This is a genomic window from Paenibacillus sp. JGP012, assembly GCF_014203995.1.
In the GTDB taxonomy this organism is placed as follows: domain Bacteria; phylum Bacillota; class Bacilli; order Paenibacillales; family Paenibacillaceae; genus Paenibacillus; species Paenibacillus silvae.
Map to the genome: position 1 here is coordinate 80,789 of NZ_JACHKG010000005.1, position 16,598 is coordinate 97,386.

The 16,598-nt window shown below is 50.0% G+C and carries 11 protein-coding genes; 2 read left to right on the forward strand and 9 right to left on the reverse strand.

The window, feature by feature from the left end; translation table 11 throughout:
* Positions 1-117: 117 nt before the first annotated feature.
* The 9 genes from HNR77_RS08595 to HNR77_RS08635 all read right to left on the reverse strand — a co-directional run bounded on the left by HNR77_RS08595 (position 118) and on the right by HNR77_RS08635 (position 13,636).
* A complete protein-coding gene (locus HNR77_RS08595; RefSeq protein ID WP_184183180.1) occupies positions 118-369 on the reverse strand; it encodes a hypothetical protein in 252 nt (83 codons plus the stop codon).
* Positions 366-611, reverse strand: coding sequence for a hypothetical protein (locus HNR77_RS08600; protein WP_184182557.1), 246 nt, complete (start codon positions 609-611; stop codon positions 366-368). Before HNR77_RS08600 ends, HNR77_RS08595 begins: the two co-directional genes overlap by 4 nt.
* Positions 612-869: 258 nt before the next feature.
* Positions 870-3,050, reverse strand: coding sequence for a glycoside hydrolase family 88/105 protein (locus HNR77_RS08605; protein ID WP_311768597.1), 2,181 nt, complete (start codon positions 3,048-3,050; stop codon positions 870-872).
* Between the two features lie 88 nt (positions 3,051-3,138).
* Entirely contained in the window at positions 3,139-3,957 is an 819-nt protein-coding gene (locus HNR77_RS08610) for a polysaccharide deacetylase family protein (protein WP_184182559.1), read from the reverse strand.
* A gap of 79 nt (positions 3,958-4,036) precedes the next feature.
* A complete protein-coding gene (locus tag HNR77_RS08615; protein WP_184182561.1) occupies positions 4,037-7,309 on the reverse strand; it encodes a glycosyl hydrolase in 3,273 nt (1,090 codons plus the stop codon).
* 104 nt (positions 7,310-7,413) lie between these two features.
* Entirely contained in the window at positions 7,414-8,913 is a 1,500-nt protein-coding gene (locus HNR77_RS08620; protein WP_184183121.1) for an extracellular solute-binding protein, read from the reverse strand.
* 27 nt (positions 8,914-8,940) lie between these two features.
* A complete protein-coding gene (locus tag HNR77_RS08625) occupies positions 8,941-9,768 on the reverse strand; it encodes a carbohydrate ABC transporter permease (RefSeq protein ID WP_184183124.1) in 828 nt (275 codons plus the stop codon).
* Between the two features lie 92 nt (positions 9,769-9,860).
* A complete protein-coding gene (locus HNR77_RS08630; RefSeq protein ID WP_260410424.1) occupies positions 9,861-10,850 on the reverse strand; it encodes an ABC transporter permease in 990 nt (329 codons plus the stop codon).
* Positions 10,851-11,188: 338 nt separating this feature from the next.
* On the reverse strand, positions 11,189-13,636 hold the full coding sequence (locus HNR77_RS08635) for an AraC family transcriptional regulator (protein WP_184182563.1): 2,448 nt from the start codon (positions 13,634-13,636) through the stop codon (positions 11,189-11,191).
* Between the two features lie 204 nt (positions 13,637-13,840).
* Between HNR77_RS08635 and HNR77_RS08640 the strand changes: the two genes are divergently transcribed.
* Complete coding sequence (locus HNR77_RS08640) at positions 13,841-15,199, forward strand: dipeptidase (RefSeq protein WP_184182565.1); 1,359 nt, start codon at positions 13,841-13,843, stop codon at positions 15,197-15,199.
* Between the two features lie 588 nt (positions 15,200-15,787).
* Positions 15,788-16,366, forward strand: coding sequence for a TetR-like C-terminal domain-containing protein (locus HNR77_RS08645; RefSeq protein ID WP_184182568.1), 579 nt, complete (start codon positions 15,788-15,790; stop codon positions 16,364-16,366).
* The last annotated feature ends 232 nt before the right edge of the window (positions 16,367-16,598 follow it).

Genomic DNA, 16,598 nt, shown 5'->3' on the forward strand with positions numbered 1-16,598 from the left:
AAGGTTGGAGGGAAGGTTAGATAAACTAATCTTCTCTCTCACCATATGTCTTAATGTTCATATTAAAAAAACTCCCATGTAGATGGGAGCCTTGAGTGACTATTCAATTATTTTAGTTTAAACAAAAGACGGCTTTCTCGAATCAACGTCTCCAGTAAGAACTTTGACATATTCTTTATCTCCGCCTTCAACTGAAGGACCAACGTATATAACGCCAACCCCGCCGTTCTTAGCAGGAAGTACCGCTTTTGATTCTCGATCAAGACGATCTTTGCCCTTTGAGTTAATAATAATGGATTGAGATAGTGATTTTGACATTTTATATCCAGGAGTGACTCCAGATCGACGATTACGTCTGCTGTACTTCATATAGAATCCCCTCCAACTAGAAGATTAATTGTTCGTAAAAGCTCGCTATTATTTGTAACAATAGAACTCAACTGCACATCATCCAGTTTATGTCTGCCTGAAAAATGAATAGACAGAACATGTTCTCTGCCTAAAGGATAGCATAAAATATCCTGGGCACAGTAGCTGAGTTGGGAATGAATCGCATTTGCTAAATCCATCGCCTCTCGTGAAGATCCAATAAAAACATTTGGCTTAGTCACATCTACAACTCCCTAAATAATGTCTCCTAATTATACCATAATAACAAATTACAGATATCCAAAAAATCATGGACAGAAACTGCGCATCTCCCTTATCTTTAACTTTGGCACACATTCTTTATCTCCAATTCTTACTCAAGGGAATCAAACATCATTCTATAGCTCTTACTCCTTTTTTCTATAAGTTAGCACAAAAAAAAGACCATTTCGGGCAATCTATCACCTGAGATAGTCTTCCATCACTTTATATGAACTTCACTATATCTTCTTTATTAAACTTTCTTCACACTCACAACTCTCCCTCAACTGCTGATGCATCTTATATACTTCCACTCCTGCCAGCAGCACAATGCCGATGCCATGGGTATCATTGAGATTCCAGCCGAGATCATCGCGGTAATAGAGGGCGGTAAAAGAGTACCCTGAGCCCCGGCAGACACCGTAGATGTTGCCATGGTAATCAATCGATATCCGGGTTAAGCCTTCCCAACCTTTTTGCACTGCGTTCAGGTAGGCTCCCGGCTTCTCCAGCCAGCCTTCACGAATGCCGCGGGCATAAGCGTAGATAAACATGGAGGTGCAGGAGGTTTCCTCATACGAATCCGAACGGTTCAGCACCTGATGCCACAGCCCGTTCTCTCCTTGCAGCGCCAGAACCCCGGCACACATTTCCCGATAGAAGGTCAGCAGTTCAGGCCGCTTCGGATGATCCTGGGGGAGAATGGATAACAGCTCGGTCAAGGAAAAGAGCACCCAGCCGTTCCCTCGTCCCCACGGGATGCCCGTTGCCTTCCCCCGCACAAAATCATAGACATGGGACATGATCTGCTGAGCAGGCAGGTAAAGATACTTTTGGAACATCAGAAACTGATTCACTGCATCGTCCCAACAGGACGTATCCCCCGTCAGCTGACCATAGCGCATCAGAAACGGCGTGCTCATATACAGATCATCGCACCACATCGTCTCCTGCCGCATCTCTCCGCTGCCGCGAACACGGTAGAATGCACCATCCGGGAGACGTTCCTGCTCATGCGCCATATAATTGGCAATCCGGTCTGCCGTCTCTCTGCCTCCGCGAATCTCGCCAAGCTCCATCGCTGCCAGCAGCGTTGAAGCGAATGAGCCGCAGTCATCCAGACTGTCTATGGCCGACAGCTGATTGTTAATGCCTGCTGCACCATAGACTGCCCGGTCCCATAATGCATATTGATCAAAAGCCGTACTAAGCCCGATATGCTCGCACACATACTGGATGTAATCGGTGCGTGCAAGCTGCTGACCTGTCTGGAGCAGCCCCATCAGCGTGACTCCAAGCGGATAGTTCCATTTCCCGTAATGGGTGTTCTCCAGGAACGGACGAACATGAGTCGCTGGCAGATCAACACGCCAATATACACCTTGAGCCCCGTCCTCAAATACGGTATCCGTTACGGCAATGTCTGCCGGCGAAGGCTCGGTGCCCGGAACGAAAGGCCCGGTATAAAGCCATACATCGGCACATCCAGCCACAGGACGCGGCGGCATCAGCCTCCAGCCTGCAGCAAACAAGGAATCAACAGCAGCTTCCTCAGTTCCCGCTTTCCCCAGTGTAAAACCCCAGTTCGGCTCGCCCGCTTGATCCAGCTGTCCCTTCACGACCAGATTACGCGTACCATATTGTCTCGGAAGCTGCACCCGAAAATGTCCACTTTCCAATGCCGTATACATTTCTGTTCCGTCCAGATAAAGCGTAAGCGCGCCTTCATGAACGCCATGTAACATAACAGGCTCTGGCCCTGGCTGTGTAACATCAAGCTTGCACCATGCATAGGCAACCGCAGGCCGGGAGGTGCCGAATATTCGGGCAAATGCTCCCCTGCTTCGCTCCTCATCACTCCATGACTTGCGCGGATACCAGACGAGTCCCGTTTCTTCCTCCGTCATGCCGTTACACGGCAGATTCGATATCGGTTCATCTACAGGCTCGGAGTAGAGCCAGCCTTCCTGACCTTTGCGATCCACCCCGGGTGTGAGGAAGTGAAGCGGGAAATTTTTGAATGAACCTGTACCAAAGATACCGCCAAAGCCTGCATCTGTTTTCACAAAACAGAGCAGCACATCATTCCATCCCTCCTTCACCTGCAAGGGGATCGGCGTTCTTCGTTCGGGGAACAGCTCCTGAAGCAGCTCCGACTTAAATATCTGTTCCCCGTTCACATAGATCGTCACAGGACTATAACAGTTGAGACTTGTATTCAAGGCGGTCTGCCCATCACTCCAAAGTTTGCCCCACACATACACATACTGACCACTTCGCGCTTCCTTGCAGCGATCTGCCAGATCGAGATCGTATCTGTAATCCGCCAGTCTGCGAAAGCCTTCCTGATGGCAGGCTCGGAATGTGAAGGAATGCTGGGGATGATCGCCAATATAACGCTGGGCCACTGTTGTCAGCACATCCGGGATGGAATCATAACCATGGACCTTGTTTGCAATCGCCTCGTTTTCATGAAAATATCGAATGATCGTCAGCTCCTTTCCCGTTCTACACCTGAATCCGCTCGCTAAGCCTCAGGGTCTCCCCGCCTCTGACCTCAAGCACCTGCTGATCGGCGGTAAACCACACCGGGATAGCAGACGGATTATAGATGATGGACCTGTCTGCCGAGCACTCCAGCCGCTGAACCGCTTTCCAGTAAGCGATAATTTCGCCATTGGTGGCATACCAGATATCATCTCTGCCGCCGATCTGCTGACCAAACTGTTCGATGATCTCCCAGTTATCATTGTCGTTAAATTCATAGCTGTGACCCCAGACGTAGAGCAGGAGCGGTGTGCCTGTTTTGGTATGCTGGATAAAACGCTCGGTGTATGACGACACATCGTTATGGTGACAGGTCGGATGCCATTCCAGCGGCTGCTCGGGTAAGGTAAAACGACCATGGGATTCAACGGTACGAGCATAGTCGATGCCAAGCCACGCCAGCTTGGTGCTCAGCGCACGGTCGTATCCTCCGTTCGGATAAGCCATTCCGCGCACCGGATAACCTGCAAGCCGCTCCAGCGCAGCCCGATCCTGCATGATTTCTTCAGCCAACAGCTCGTTCGGCACATATGGCAAAGTCGGATGGGTAACCGTATGAACAGCTACCTCATGACCCGCATATAAAGTGGCTACTTCCTCTGCCTCAATTCGCCCCGCCTTGCCCAGCAAGCCTGAGTTGAGATTAAAGGTGGCCTTTAAACCATAACGATTGCATATGTCCACCAGTCTTCTGTCGTGCATTACGCCATCATCGTAACTTAGCGTTAACGCTTTCATTACTCCACCCGGATATCGGTCATACTGGATACGATGTCCCATTCGCTTCCCTTCTTTCTTGTTTCTGTTTCTGTTTCTGTTTCTGTATCTGCTTCTGTTCCTGTTTATGTCCGCTTCACGATTATCGCTGCACAACATCCTTCAGCCGATGTTCTTTCCCGTCAAAATACATGCCTTCCAGCAGACCGATCAACGTGTTGGTCACACACACTTCAATCTCGTTCTCTCCTGGTCGCAGCCAGCTCCCCTCGCCCTGCCAGCGATACGGAGACCAGCAGCGCACACCGAGACTATGCCCGTTAACTCGCACCTCCGTAACATCCTGCACAGACCAATGCTCGAATTCCAGTTCAAAACGGTGCACCTCTGTCTCGGATTGATCCAGCCAGAACATGCGTGTATAACTCATCTCCCCGGCAAAATGGGGATACAGCGGCAGCGGCTCTGGTCCAATGCGTTCTGCCACATGTGGCTCTGGTACAAGTGAGGCTGTGCCTTCATGATGAAATTGAACGCCGAATTCTCCCCGCAGATACAGCGGATCAACAATCCCATCCTCATCTTGGATGATGTCCACTGTAATAATCAGCTCATTAAGGCCACTGCGCAGCAGCTCTGCAACATCACAGGCGATATTCGTATGGTCGGTAATCTCAGCAGGTATGAACTGATCTCTCGTTAGAGTATGACCGTTGATTTCCATCACCCATGCCCCCGAAATGGCAGCACGGTCCATAAACAGCAGACATTCCGGCAGTGCTGTCCTCAGCTCAAACGCTGCAATATATCGACACTGGATCGGGTAGGCTATTGAAGCCTTTTTCGGTGTTCCAAATACCTGCTCAAACTGAAGCGGGAGCGTGTGTTGCTCTGCAAAGACAGCAGCCTGATCAATAAACGGCTTGACGTTGGTCTGAGCCATATCAAGAAAATCTCCCTGCTCATTGGAGGCCTGTACTTGAAACTGTCCGATCCGCAAGTTATTCGGCTGTAACGCCTTGTTACGCCAAGGCCCTTCACTGGAAAGCACTACTTTATAGACAGCTTCCGATTCTGCTCCTGCAACCTCATCTTCTTGAGATCCACTCGCAACCCGCGATTGTAAAAGAAACCGAACCGTATGTGCTTCATATGGCGCCAACGTAAGCGGAATGCACCACTGGCCTTCAAGCACTGTATACGGAAGTTCCTCCCGCTGGCCAATCTCCAGGTTAAGCCGTTCAACAAGCAGTATGTTGTGTTCGTCCTCGGGTAACCCCACGCTGTACCGCAGCTGCAGCTGTTCACTATCGATCTTCAGCTGACCTTCACAACGTTTCCCCTCCTGATTGGACAGGAAAACCATAAACTCTCCCGCAGACAACTGACGGGTCTGCATCAGCAGTGCCGTGCTCTCCTCTGCCATGTCCCAGCTGACTACCTCAGGTACAACCTTCTGCAGCAGCTGCGATAGCAGTCGTAACGAAAGAGCATGCCCGCTTTCGCTTCCCACCTCATACGGAAGAAAACAGGTGTTGCCCCGCTTCTCGCCTGACTGATCATTTTGACCCGCTGTTCCGAAAAAATCAGCAGCCTCATCTCCTGCCGGGCTTCCCGGCTGTATCGCGATATGAGGCAGCATACCCATCGAAATCACAGTACCTCCTGCTGCCACCAATCGTTTGATCTGTTCCCAGGCAGCGGCCTCCAGATTGAGCATAGGCGGCAGAATTAATACATCGTAACGGGCGATACCGATCTCAATAACCCCATTTGCAACATGGGCTTCGACCAGCAATTCCGGGTCAAGGTGATCGTAATCCCGCCGCTGCTGCAACAGATGCGCCGTGATTCGCATCCAGTCCTGAATCAGCTGATTCAGCTGCACCCGTTCTTCTTCATGCTCGCCACTGTATTCGAAACCATGCAGCGGGTTGGCCATCAGACTCCAGAAGGTGGTTGTTGGATCAAGCACCGCGATATGAATCATTGCTGCACCTGTGCTCATGAGGTAACTCAGGCGGCCTGTATAGTCGCCCAACTGCCTGAAGTGCTTCCAGTACGGATTCTGTAGAAATTGAGAGGGCGGTGCATCATGCTTGGTCAAGCCACCAATCGTATAGAAAAACGCATGAAAGTTATAAAAATTAGTGCCCATTGCCGCCATGCGGTCAATCATCCACTTGGCATCCTGCAAGGTCATCGACCAGCCGACACTGTGGAAGCATTCAATCATATTGCGGCTCCGTCCCAGCTGCCGGGCAAGCGAACTGACCATTTTCGGATTATCGCGCAGCCTCTGACCATACCGCTCCAGAATCCATGACAACGGACGGCCGATTTTCTCATGCGCCGAATCCCCTCCGGGCATATGGCTGTATAATTGGGTGGTCATCCGTACCCCTGGCACCTCTGCCGCATACTGAATACCTGCCGCTTCACACCAGTCATGCACCTGCTGGTGATACGACTGGCGCAGCAGCAAATGCAGTGACTGAAAATAGTCATATCGAATCACAGCCGCATTCGGCACATCCCTGTATAGCAGTGCAGGCAGAGACTCAATCAGACTGTATCCGCACCGTTCGTGGAAATAACGGGGCAGTTGGGGCGACCAAGGCAGCCTGCCCAGAGGAGCAATTTCATCCGAGAACATGCCCTGTATCACACCGCTTTCAAAATGCTCGCCTACAGCAGCTTTGTATCGTTCATGGGTCAGCTGGATAAAATGACTCATCGCCTCCCTGTGACACGGGTCTACAAAATGGCCGTAATATTTAAAGTCATCCATCTCCTTTTCCTGAAAAACAATGATCTCCCAATCACCTTCCGGCACCTCCCATATCAGGCGAAATGCGGTTTGATACGTAAAGAAACGTTTGCGGTTATACGATGTAAGTCCCGTCTCCTGATAGACCTGGTCCGTCTGTATATTACCGATGCAGCCGCGCAGGTCGGTGGATGTATGCCACTCGCGATTTCCCTCTGTATCCCGACGAACCGCCTGCGCCAGCAAAATACGCCCCCATGGGAGCTGCATCTGGACAACTTCACCCCCATGAGCAACCGCATGATGATGCACCAGTTCACGCTGCTTTGCTTCTGGAAAATCCAGGGTTACCTCTCCACCTGCCATCCCGCTTGGATACGGATACTCGTCATATAGCCAGACCTGCATGCCATAAGCAGCAGCTTCACTTACAGCGAGACGTACTTTGTCAAACCACGCTTCGGACAGATATGGAACTTCCAGCCCCTGGCGAGGGCAGATAAAAAATCCACCCACACCCTGCGCATGCATCTCTGCGATCTGCCGCCTGATCTGCCGCTCCTGCATCTCCCCGTTCCAAAACCAGAAGGGATGTACCCGATACTGCGCTTCGGGATGTTCAAATGCATTACTATCCCAGTTCATGCCATCTGCCTCCCTGCTTGATATGCGCTCACTAGTTTATATACAAAAATGCGTCCGGCACTCCCTAAGAGAAGCCATTCATCATTTCATACCAAATTCGTTCATTATTTCAGGGCAGCGTACAGCTCGTTGATTTCCTTCACGTATTCGTCACCACCACTGCTTTTCCATAAAGCCACCGCATCCGCGAAGCCTTTCTCATCAATCTGCCCTACAATATATTTGATCCGGGCATCGTTGATGATATTGTCCAGCTGCGGCCCTTTCTGGGCATACACATCCGAGATCAGCGGCTCGCCGGGATTCGCGACAACGATCTGCTCATTCGCCTTCTGCACCTGCGCCACCTTCTCCCGGACAGGGGTTGGCTCGACGCGAAGGGTTTTGTCCTCAGGAATGAACATCAGTATCTGATTCAGTCCTTGTACATCCCGCAGCGCCAGCTTGTCGGTTGTTGGAAGCACATAATCTCCTTTTTTCTCATACTGCTTGCCCTCGATACCGTTCCCCAGCAAAGCCTGCAGCTCAGGCTCGTTCAATTGATCCAGGAAATGCAGCACCTTCTTGAGCTCTTCTTCGGTTTTGACACTGCTTTTGGAGATCGCAATCATGCCCGAATACCCGGAAGTCGGCATATCCCGCAGCCCCTTAGGTCCCTCCATCGCCTGTAATACATCTACACGCCCTGTGGCGTTTGGGTCCTTCTCCAAAATCTTCTGGTCCATGCGCTGTGCATTATCCGCTACATCGACCATAACACCCGCTTTTCCGTTCACAAACGGATCTGGCAGCTTCGTCGGGTCCATCACGGCAAAGTCCTTGTTGACCAGACCTTCACTGTAAATTTGTCTGAAAAATTTCAATGCCTCCATATATTCCGGCGTCTCATGTGCAGGCATCAGGCCGCCCTTGCCATCCTCTCCCCACTTGTTCGGGGCGCCAAACCAAATTTGCATGTTATCCCATGGGCCCGTAAATTTGCTGGCAACCAGACCATAGGTGTCGTCTTTACCGTTTCCATCCGGGTCATCCTTCGTGAATGCTTTGAGCACATTGTAAAACTCTTCGATGGTTTTGGGCTCCTGCAGCCCCAGCTTCTCCAGCCAGTCCTTGCGAATCGTCACCCCGTTGCGCCCCAATGCACGCGCCCGGTAGATGCCATATGTTTTGCCATCAATGGATGCATTGTTCTTGATGATCTCATTCATCTGGCTCAGGTTCGGATAATCCTTCAAGTACGGGTCAAGCTCCCAGAACGCACCTGTCCGGGCCGCATTAATAAAGCTAGGCGACTTGCCAAGCACAACCATAATCTGAGGAAGCTTGCCTGAAGCGAGTGTAATGTTGAATTTATCCTCATATGAGCTGCTTGGCACCCATTGCAGATCAACATCCACCTGTGTCAGTTCCTCCAGCTTCTGAATCACGGGGCTGTTCGCCGGCGGATTCTCCGCTTCAAAGTTCGGAAGCATCACGGTAAGCTGCTGCTTCGCGCCTGCTCCCGATGCTCCTGATTGCTTGCTTTCTGTGGAGCATGCCCCTAAAACCGTGCCGAATACGAGTGATGCCGAAAGCAGCCAAGCCCCTTTTTTAAATGCGTTCATGTGTACCATACGTTCTCCCCCTTGGTTTTAACCTTTGATTGAACCCAACATGACACCTTTGGCAAAATGCTTCTGCAAAAACGGATATACCAGCAAAATAGGAATCGTACCGACAACGATTACCGCCATTTTGATCGACTGCTCGGGCGGCTGCACAAAGTTCGGGTCCATATTCGCCATATCCCCGACACTGGCTTGGGACAAAAGCACGATCTGTCGCAGCATGACCTGCAAAGGCCATTTGTCGCTGTCCGAAATGTACAGCAGTGCCGAGAAAAAGTTGTTCCAGTGTCCTACGGCATAGAACAAGGCAAAGGTGGCAATGACCGGCTTGGACAGCGGCAGTACAATTCGCCACAGGACACCCAGATCCGAACAGCCGTCGATGCGGGCCGCTTCCTCGAGTCCGGGCGGCATTTGCTGAAAAAAGTTTTTGACAACGATTAAATTAAAAGCGCTGATTGCGCCAGGAAGCATCAAGGCCCAGTATGAATCGAGCAGTCCCAATCCTCGAATGACAAGGTATGTCGGAATCATGCCCCCGCCAAACAGCATGGAGAAAATAACCATATTCATCAGCACATTGCGGCCCCAGAAGTCACTTCTGGACAGCGGATAAGCCATCGTAAGCGTGAAGAACAGATTCACCAGCGTGCCTGCAACGGTAATGAAAACCGACACACCTATGCTGCGGAATATGGTAGAGGACGAAAAGATATACTCGTAGGCACTGAAGGAAAACACCTTCGGGATCAGAAAAAAGCTGCGTTCTGTAATTTCGGCCTCCGTGGCAAACGAATTCCCGATAATATACAGGAAAGGAAGCACGGTTAAGATGCCCAGCAGGCCCAGCATGACATAGTTGAACACATCAAATACCTTACCGGCAGAGCTGTTGTATAAACGGCTGTTCACGGGTGTTCCTCCTTCCAATCATTTGTACACCATTAATAAATACCGGGATGACCGAACTTTTTCGCCAGTTTATTGCTGCCCAGCACAAGAATGATGCCAACCACCGATTTGAACAGTCCCACCGCGGTACTGTAACTGAATGCGCCTTGGGTAATACCCACGGTGTATACGTATGTGTCAAAAACATCGGCCACATCCCGGTTCAGCGAATTGGTCATCAGGTAAATCTGTTCAAACCCGGTATCCAGGAAGTTGCCCAGCCGCAGAATCAGCAAAATGACAATTGTCGTGCGGATCGCAGGCAGTGTAACATGCCACATGCGCCGCAGCCGTCCTGCTCCGTCCACAATAGAAGCCTCGTACTGCTCCGTATCAACCCCTGCAAGAGCTGCGAGGAAAATGATCGTGCCCCAGCCCATCTCCTTCCACATCATCTGAATGATAATCAGGGGCCGGAAGGAACCCGGACTGGATAGCACATCGACAGGTCGACCTGTAATCCAGGCAATCAGATCATAGAGCACACCGCCTTGCGGGGTGAGAAATACATAGGTGATGCTTGCAATAATGACCATGGATACGAAATGCGGCACATAGACCAGCGTTTGAATGGTTCTTTTGAAGAAAGCCACGCGAATCTCATTTAATAACAGGGCAATAATGATCGGTGCCGGAAAAAAGAAAATCAGATCATACAGCGCCAGAAGCAGCGTGTTGCTCAGCAAGCGAAAGAAATCCGGGTTAGAGAAAAAGTTGGTGAAGTTCTCCATCCCGACCCACTCGCTCTGACGAATGCCAAGGAAGGGCTGATAATCCTGAAAGGCAATGACGATGCCCCACATCGGCAAATATTTGAAGATCACAAAATACAAAAAACCGGGAAGCACAAGCACATATAACCATTTGTTTCGTTTAATCTGCCTTTTCCAATTGGACTCCCGTTTCAGCGGCTGCAAGATCACCTCCGCCGGGGCAGTCAGTGCTGATTGGCCCGGTTCATGATGGTTCATCTTCCCGTTCATGGTTCCCCCCCTTGTTGTCTGCGACTTCGATTGTAAGCGTTATCAAAGTTCTGGTATTCAGACTATACAGCCAGCGATTTGCAGGCAACCTTCATTTTTTGCTGTGACTGTACAATTCTTCAACAAGCCCGCTATAGCGCCATTTTTGCGAGGATTTGCACTTTTTGCAGAGGGGCAGATTGCACTTTTTTGCCGATTTCTCTTTCTTTGCTTTTGATATCAAAAATGAAAAGCCGGTATCTGCGTCAAGCAGATATCCGGCGATGGATCAAGCGGGTATACCCTGACATTCTGCCGCAGATAAGCGGCAAATAAATGGTTCACCATGGGAACCCTTCTTATTTAAACCATTGGTCCCGGTACTGGCTTGGCGTGATGCCTTCCTGTTTTTTGAAAATACGATTAAAGTAGCTATGCTGGTAACCAACCCCCGCGGCAACGTCATTGATACGCATCGTTGTCTCACGCAGCAGCTGTTTGGCCGCATCCATACGCACCCGTGTGACATAATCAATAAAGTTGCTGCCTGACACTTGTTTGAAGGCTTTGCTCAATGCGTACGGAGTCATCTGCTCCAGATCTGCACAGCTTTCCAGTGAAATATCGCTTGCATAATGCTGCTCGATATACCTCATGGTGCGTTCAACGACCTGCTTCAACGGCTCTTGGGAACGTGACTGTATCTCTTCTATATAGGGTAAAAAAACCTCCCGAACCATCCACTCCTGCATCTGTACCGGCTCGCGAATGGCGGACAATTGTTCATACATGTTGCTGCCGCCAAACAAGGTATACGGAGTAACCCCGGTCTGAAGCATCATATGTTGAATACTTCCGAGCAATTGCAGCATCATCTGCTGTACCTGAAATTCGGTGCGGCCCGCGCCCGTAATATCAGACATGAAGGCTGCAAGGGCTTGCTCCGCTTCAGACAGATTCACCAGCCGCAGCGTCTGAATGAGCTCACGTTCCAGCCCCAGCGGATATGAAGCGCCCTCATCGTTACGAAAGCACTGCTCATCCTCCAGATCAAGAATCTGACTGCCCTCTTCTACGCGGCGGTATGCCGCAGCCTGCTCCATCTCCACAAGCTGTCCGGGCAATTCCTGCAGCGCAGTCACGGGCCTGCTGACCATCATGGTCACATTCAATCTCAGTGTGCGCGCAATGACATCGACCAGTTCCTCAGCCCATATCCGTGCCTGTGGCTTGATCGATTCAGACTCAGGGGCAATAATCAGCATCGCGGAAGAAAGGTTGTGAAAATTCATCACACTGCTCTGACTGAAATACGCTCTCGCAACCTCCTGAATGATATTGACTGCGGCAAACGTCACCAGCCCTTTATCCTGACTTCCGAACCGTCCTTGCAACTGGTCATATCCCGTAAAATACATCTGTACCAGCAGAAACTGCCTGCCTTCCAGTTCAAAGCCAAGATGAGACATTCGCTGACGCAAGTCCTCTTCGCTATAAGCATACATATGGCCCTGGATGAGCTGTAACACAAAGCTGGTTCGCAGATGCGGCAGATGCTCCTGCAGCTGGCGATGTGCCGATACACTGCGTGATGTCAGCTCATGCCATTGCCGCTCCAACAGCTCGAACTCATCCAGCTCGGCTCCCGCTGTTTCTTTATCCCTGTCACTGTCACTTCGCACAGGTGTAAGCAAATGCAGCATACGGGCAACCGGGGAGTAAATCTGACGTGAGGCGAACCAGGACAGAAGCAACCCCAGCACAAGACTGCCCGAACTGGCTGCCACAATGATAGTGGATATCAGTTTGACGGGAGAAGTGATCGCGTTCAAAGGCGCAGCCGAGACATACGTCCATGCCGAGTCAATCCGATCGAGCGTCCCGTACGAAACAGAGTAGGTCTGACCCTCGTAGCGAAACAGAAAGGAGCGGCTGTTCTTGTGCAGACTCACCTCTTCTTTGAGCTGCTGCTCAAAAGCAGTATACGGCCTGCTGCTGTTTGAATCGCCTGATATGAGCGTACGTCCTTCCTCATCCATCAGAAAGGTCAAGCCCTCATCATAAGGAGTAAGCGTTTTCAAAAGACTTGCCACTTTCTCATTATCCAGGGTGACGATCAGGGCACCGAACGGATGAATGCTCTCCCCCGGTATTTTATGAACAAGCACAAGCGGATTGCCTTGAGCTGTATCCTGGGTCTGCTCTTGGCTCTGGTTCAAAGACTGCTCTTGAACTGAATTCAGGCCCTTATCCTGCGTTGCTTCCGCTCCTCCGATTGCCTCTGTCTTGCTGCCAGGGCGCCAATCCGTCCAGTATACATGGTTGCCCATCGTCAGATAACGCTGATAGGCTGCGGCAAGCGAGCTGTCCGTCAATTCCGTGTAATCACGGTTAAACAGAATCGGCTTAGGTTCCTGCAGATACAGCTGTGCAGATTGAATTAACGGATGAGAACCCTGCAGCACATACAGTGTCGTTACGATCTCCTGCGTTTCATTGAAATAATAAATAAAATCCAGATTCCGCAGTGCATTGCCAAATCTCGGTTCAAATGCCCAATGGGACAGATTCATCTCCAGGTAGGCGAGCTGGTCGTCCACATTCCTCGCACGGTTCTCAATCTGGCTCTGGTGCATACGATTAAATTCATTTTCCATCCGTCCAACCACGAGCTGGTACATGACGATACCCGTAATTAAACCGGGAATGCTGACGATTAATAGAATGAGCATCAGGCTGTTTCGGTAGAAACGGCCCTTGTGTCTTGTCGCCCTCCATTCAGGCCAATGCTTGAGTCTGACTGTCATGAACTTTCCTTCAACTCCCTGTTCAATAGTTGAGGTGACCGGTTCTATTTTGAAAATATATGGATAACGCCGTTTTCTGTATTATACGCACAATTGGCAATGTGTTGAAGCCATGCGGATGCTGCATTTTTTTAACCAATGTTTTATTAACGTGGCAAAATGGATTACAATAGATTGAAAGCAGATTGAAGGAGGCCTCTTTAGATGAAAGAACAAGCATATTTTGAACAAAATCGGGATAAACATCTGGCAGAACTGAATGAATGGTTATCCATTCCGAGCATTTCGGCCATTTCTGAGCATAAAGAAGATATTCAACGTGCCGCACAGTGGGCAGCAGATGCACTCACACGTGCCGGGATGGAAAATGTAGAAATTATCCAAACGGCCGGACATCCGATTGTTTATGCAGATCACCTGCATGCTCCGGGTAAACCGACAGCGCTGATTTATGGACACTATGACGTACAGCCGGTTGATCCGCTTCACCTGTGGGAGACACCTCCTTTTGAACCAACAGTTCGAGATGGCAAGCTGTATGCCCGTGGTGCAACGGATGATAAAGGACAAATTTTTATACATATCAAAGCCGTTGAAGCACTGCTCGCCGAGAACAAAGAGCTTCCGATTAACGTAAAGTTCTGCATCGAGGGCGAAGAGGAAATCTCCAGCCCGAACCTGCCGATCTACCTGAACGATCATACGGAAAAGCTGCGCGCTGACATGGTGCTGATCTCGGATACGTCCTTGCTGGAAAAAGGAAAACCGGCAATTTCCACGGGCCTGCGCGGCCTGTGCTCCATGCATGTAGACCTGTTCACCGCCAACACCGATCTGCACTCCGGCTCCTTCGGCGGTGGTGTACCTAACGCGCTGCATGCTCTCGTATCCCTGCTGGCATCCCTGCATGATGAGCAAGGCCGCGTAAGTGTAGACGGCTTCTATGACGGAGTTCTGCCCTTGTCGCCGGAAATGCGCGAGGAATTCACAAAGCAGGGCTTCAACGAGGAGCAGCTTCGTCAGGATCTCGGACTCGAGCATTTGTATGGTGAAGAAGGTTATTCCTTCGTGGAGCGTGTCGGTGCACGTCCAACGCTGGAGCTGAACGGCGTATGGGGCGGCTTCCAGGGCGAAGGCACCAAAACCGTCATTCCGAAAGAGGCACATGCCAAAATCACCTGCCGTCTGGTTGCAGATCAGGACCCGCAGCATGTACTTGATTCGATTGAAGCGCATCTTCGCGCCCATGTACAGCCAGGTGCCACACTGCAAATTGAACAGATCGAGAAGGCTTTTGCCTTTAACACCGATCCGACTGATCCGATCCTGCAAAAAGCCGCAGATGCATATGAAAAAGTATACGGCGTGCGTGCTCTCTTCACCAAGGATGGCGGCTCGATTCCAATTGTAGAGAAGCTTTCCCGTGTGCTCGGCGTGCCTGCGGTCATGATGGGCTTTGGTCTGCCGGATGAGAATCTGCATGCACCGAACGAGCACTTCAATCTGGAGAACTTTGATAAGGGATTGCTGACTGTCGTGGAATTTATGAAAAGTCTGGCTTAACGCTTAAAACGGAGGTGGGGGCGCGCTTAGTGGACGTTCCGGTGGCGAGTCGTTCTTTCGATCGCTGTTATCCCAGATTTTTTCGATTCCCTTTCCAAGGGGAAAATCCGGGGATAAAGGAGAACGCTTCGCTTCTACAGAATCGATCTCGCCCCCTCCACTACGTTAGCGCCTTTCCCTCTGTCCTTTTTTTAAAAATTATGCCCCCCTTTTATGGGGCATGGCAGAAAAACAGGATGCGGGGCGCGCTTAGTGGACATTTCGATGCGAATCGTTTTTTTGTAACGCTGTAGCTCCTTCTTTAGCCATATCTCATTCATATAGTGAGATAAGAAACCGATAGCCTTAATGGTTATCGGTTTCTTATTTTTATTGATAGCTATGGATATAGTGATCCATATGATTCCATGTCATGGCAGATCATGTTAATCTTCTTATAAAGAGTTTGCAGCGCTAAACGCATTCGTAACATTACTTTATTTACGGGACAGGAACGATATCTATAACCGCGGGTTCTTTTTTCCAAACCTGATATACTCCTGCATCTCCGCACTTGCAAGCCGAATCTGAATGATGAGGTGAACCGTGATGTCTGCTTCTCATTTGACCAAAACTGCACTGGCTCATTCACTCAAACATTTGATGGAACATACCCCGCTGAACAAAATTACGGTAAAACATCTGGTTGAGGACTGCGGTGTGAACCGGCAAACCTTTTATTATCATTTTCAGGACATTTATGCACTGCTCGGGTGGATCTATGAAACGGAAGCTGTGAACAGCCTTGCGGGGTATCGCAGTTACGGTACATGGACCGAAGGATTTCACAAAATTTTTTGTTACATTGAAAATAATAAATCCTTCTGCTGCAATACGCTCGAATCCCTGGGTCGTGCTCATCTGGATGGATACCTCTATCAGGTTACGCATGATCTGATTATGGGGGTAATTAACGAGTTGGCAGGTAGAACCAAGGTTCGAAGTGAGGATAAAGAATTTGTCGCCAATTTCTACACACTCGCCTTCACCGGGCTGATTATTCAATGGATGCGAAATGACATGAAGGAGCCGCCTGATCAGATCATTACCAAGCTGAGTGAACTGATTGAAGGAAATGTTGTCAGGGCACTGCACAAGTATGAGCTTAAATATGAGCACTTAAAATAACACGGAAAGCTGCCATCGGCTTCAGGATGAGCGGCTTTTTTCGAGTATTATTTGGAGCATGATCTGGTTCGGTTAGCTTGATTGGAAGAGAAACACGGAAACCAGAAGGCTTATACTCTTGTCGCAACAGAAATGAGTCCTAACCAAACAATAAGGCCGTCCTAAAACTAGGGCGTGTCTTGAAACCTACTGAAGTGCATCTTTTACCGCCTTTTCGCCCCCTGCTGCGTCA

Excerpts from the sequence above, each read along its gene's own strand:
- HNR77_RS08595 (WP_184183180.1), bottom strand. The coding sequence starts at position 369 with ATGAAGTACAGCAGACGTAATCGTCGATCTGGAGTCACTCCTGGATAT.
- HNR77_RS08610 (WP_184182559.1), bottom strand. The coding sequence starts at position 3,957 with ATGGGACATCGTATCCAGTATGACCGATATCCGGGTGGAGTAATGAAA.
- HNR77_RS08615 (WP_184182561.1), bottom strand. The coding sequence starts at position 7,309 with ATGAACTGGGATAGTAATGCATTTGAACATCCCGAAGCGCAGTATCGG.
- HNR77_RS08620 (WP_184183121.1), bottom strand. The coding sequence starts at position 8,913 with ATGAACGCATTTAAAAAAGGGGCTTGGCTGCTTTCGGCATCACTCGTA.
- HNR77_RS08625 (WP_184183124.1), bottom strand. The coding sequence starts at position 9,768 with ATGCTGGGCCTGCTGGGCATCTTAACCGTGCTTCCTTTCCTGTATATT.
- HNR77_RS08630 (WP_260410424.1), bottom strand. The coding sequence starts at position 10,850 with ATGAACGGGAAGATGAACCATCATGAACCGGGCCAATCAGCACTGACT.
- HNR77_RS08635 (WP_184182563.1), bottom strand. The coding sequence starts at position 13,636 with ATGACAGTCAGACTCAAGCATTGGCCTGAATGGAGGGCGACAAGACAC.
- HNR77_RS08640 (WP_184182565.1), top strand. The coding sequence starts at position 13,841 with ATGAAAGAACAAGCATATTTTGAACAAAATCGGGATAAACATCTGGCA.
- HNR77_RS08645 (WP_184182568.1), top strand. The coding sequence starts at position 15,788 with ATGTCTGCTTCTCATTTGACCAAAACTGCACTGGCTCATTCACTCAAA.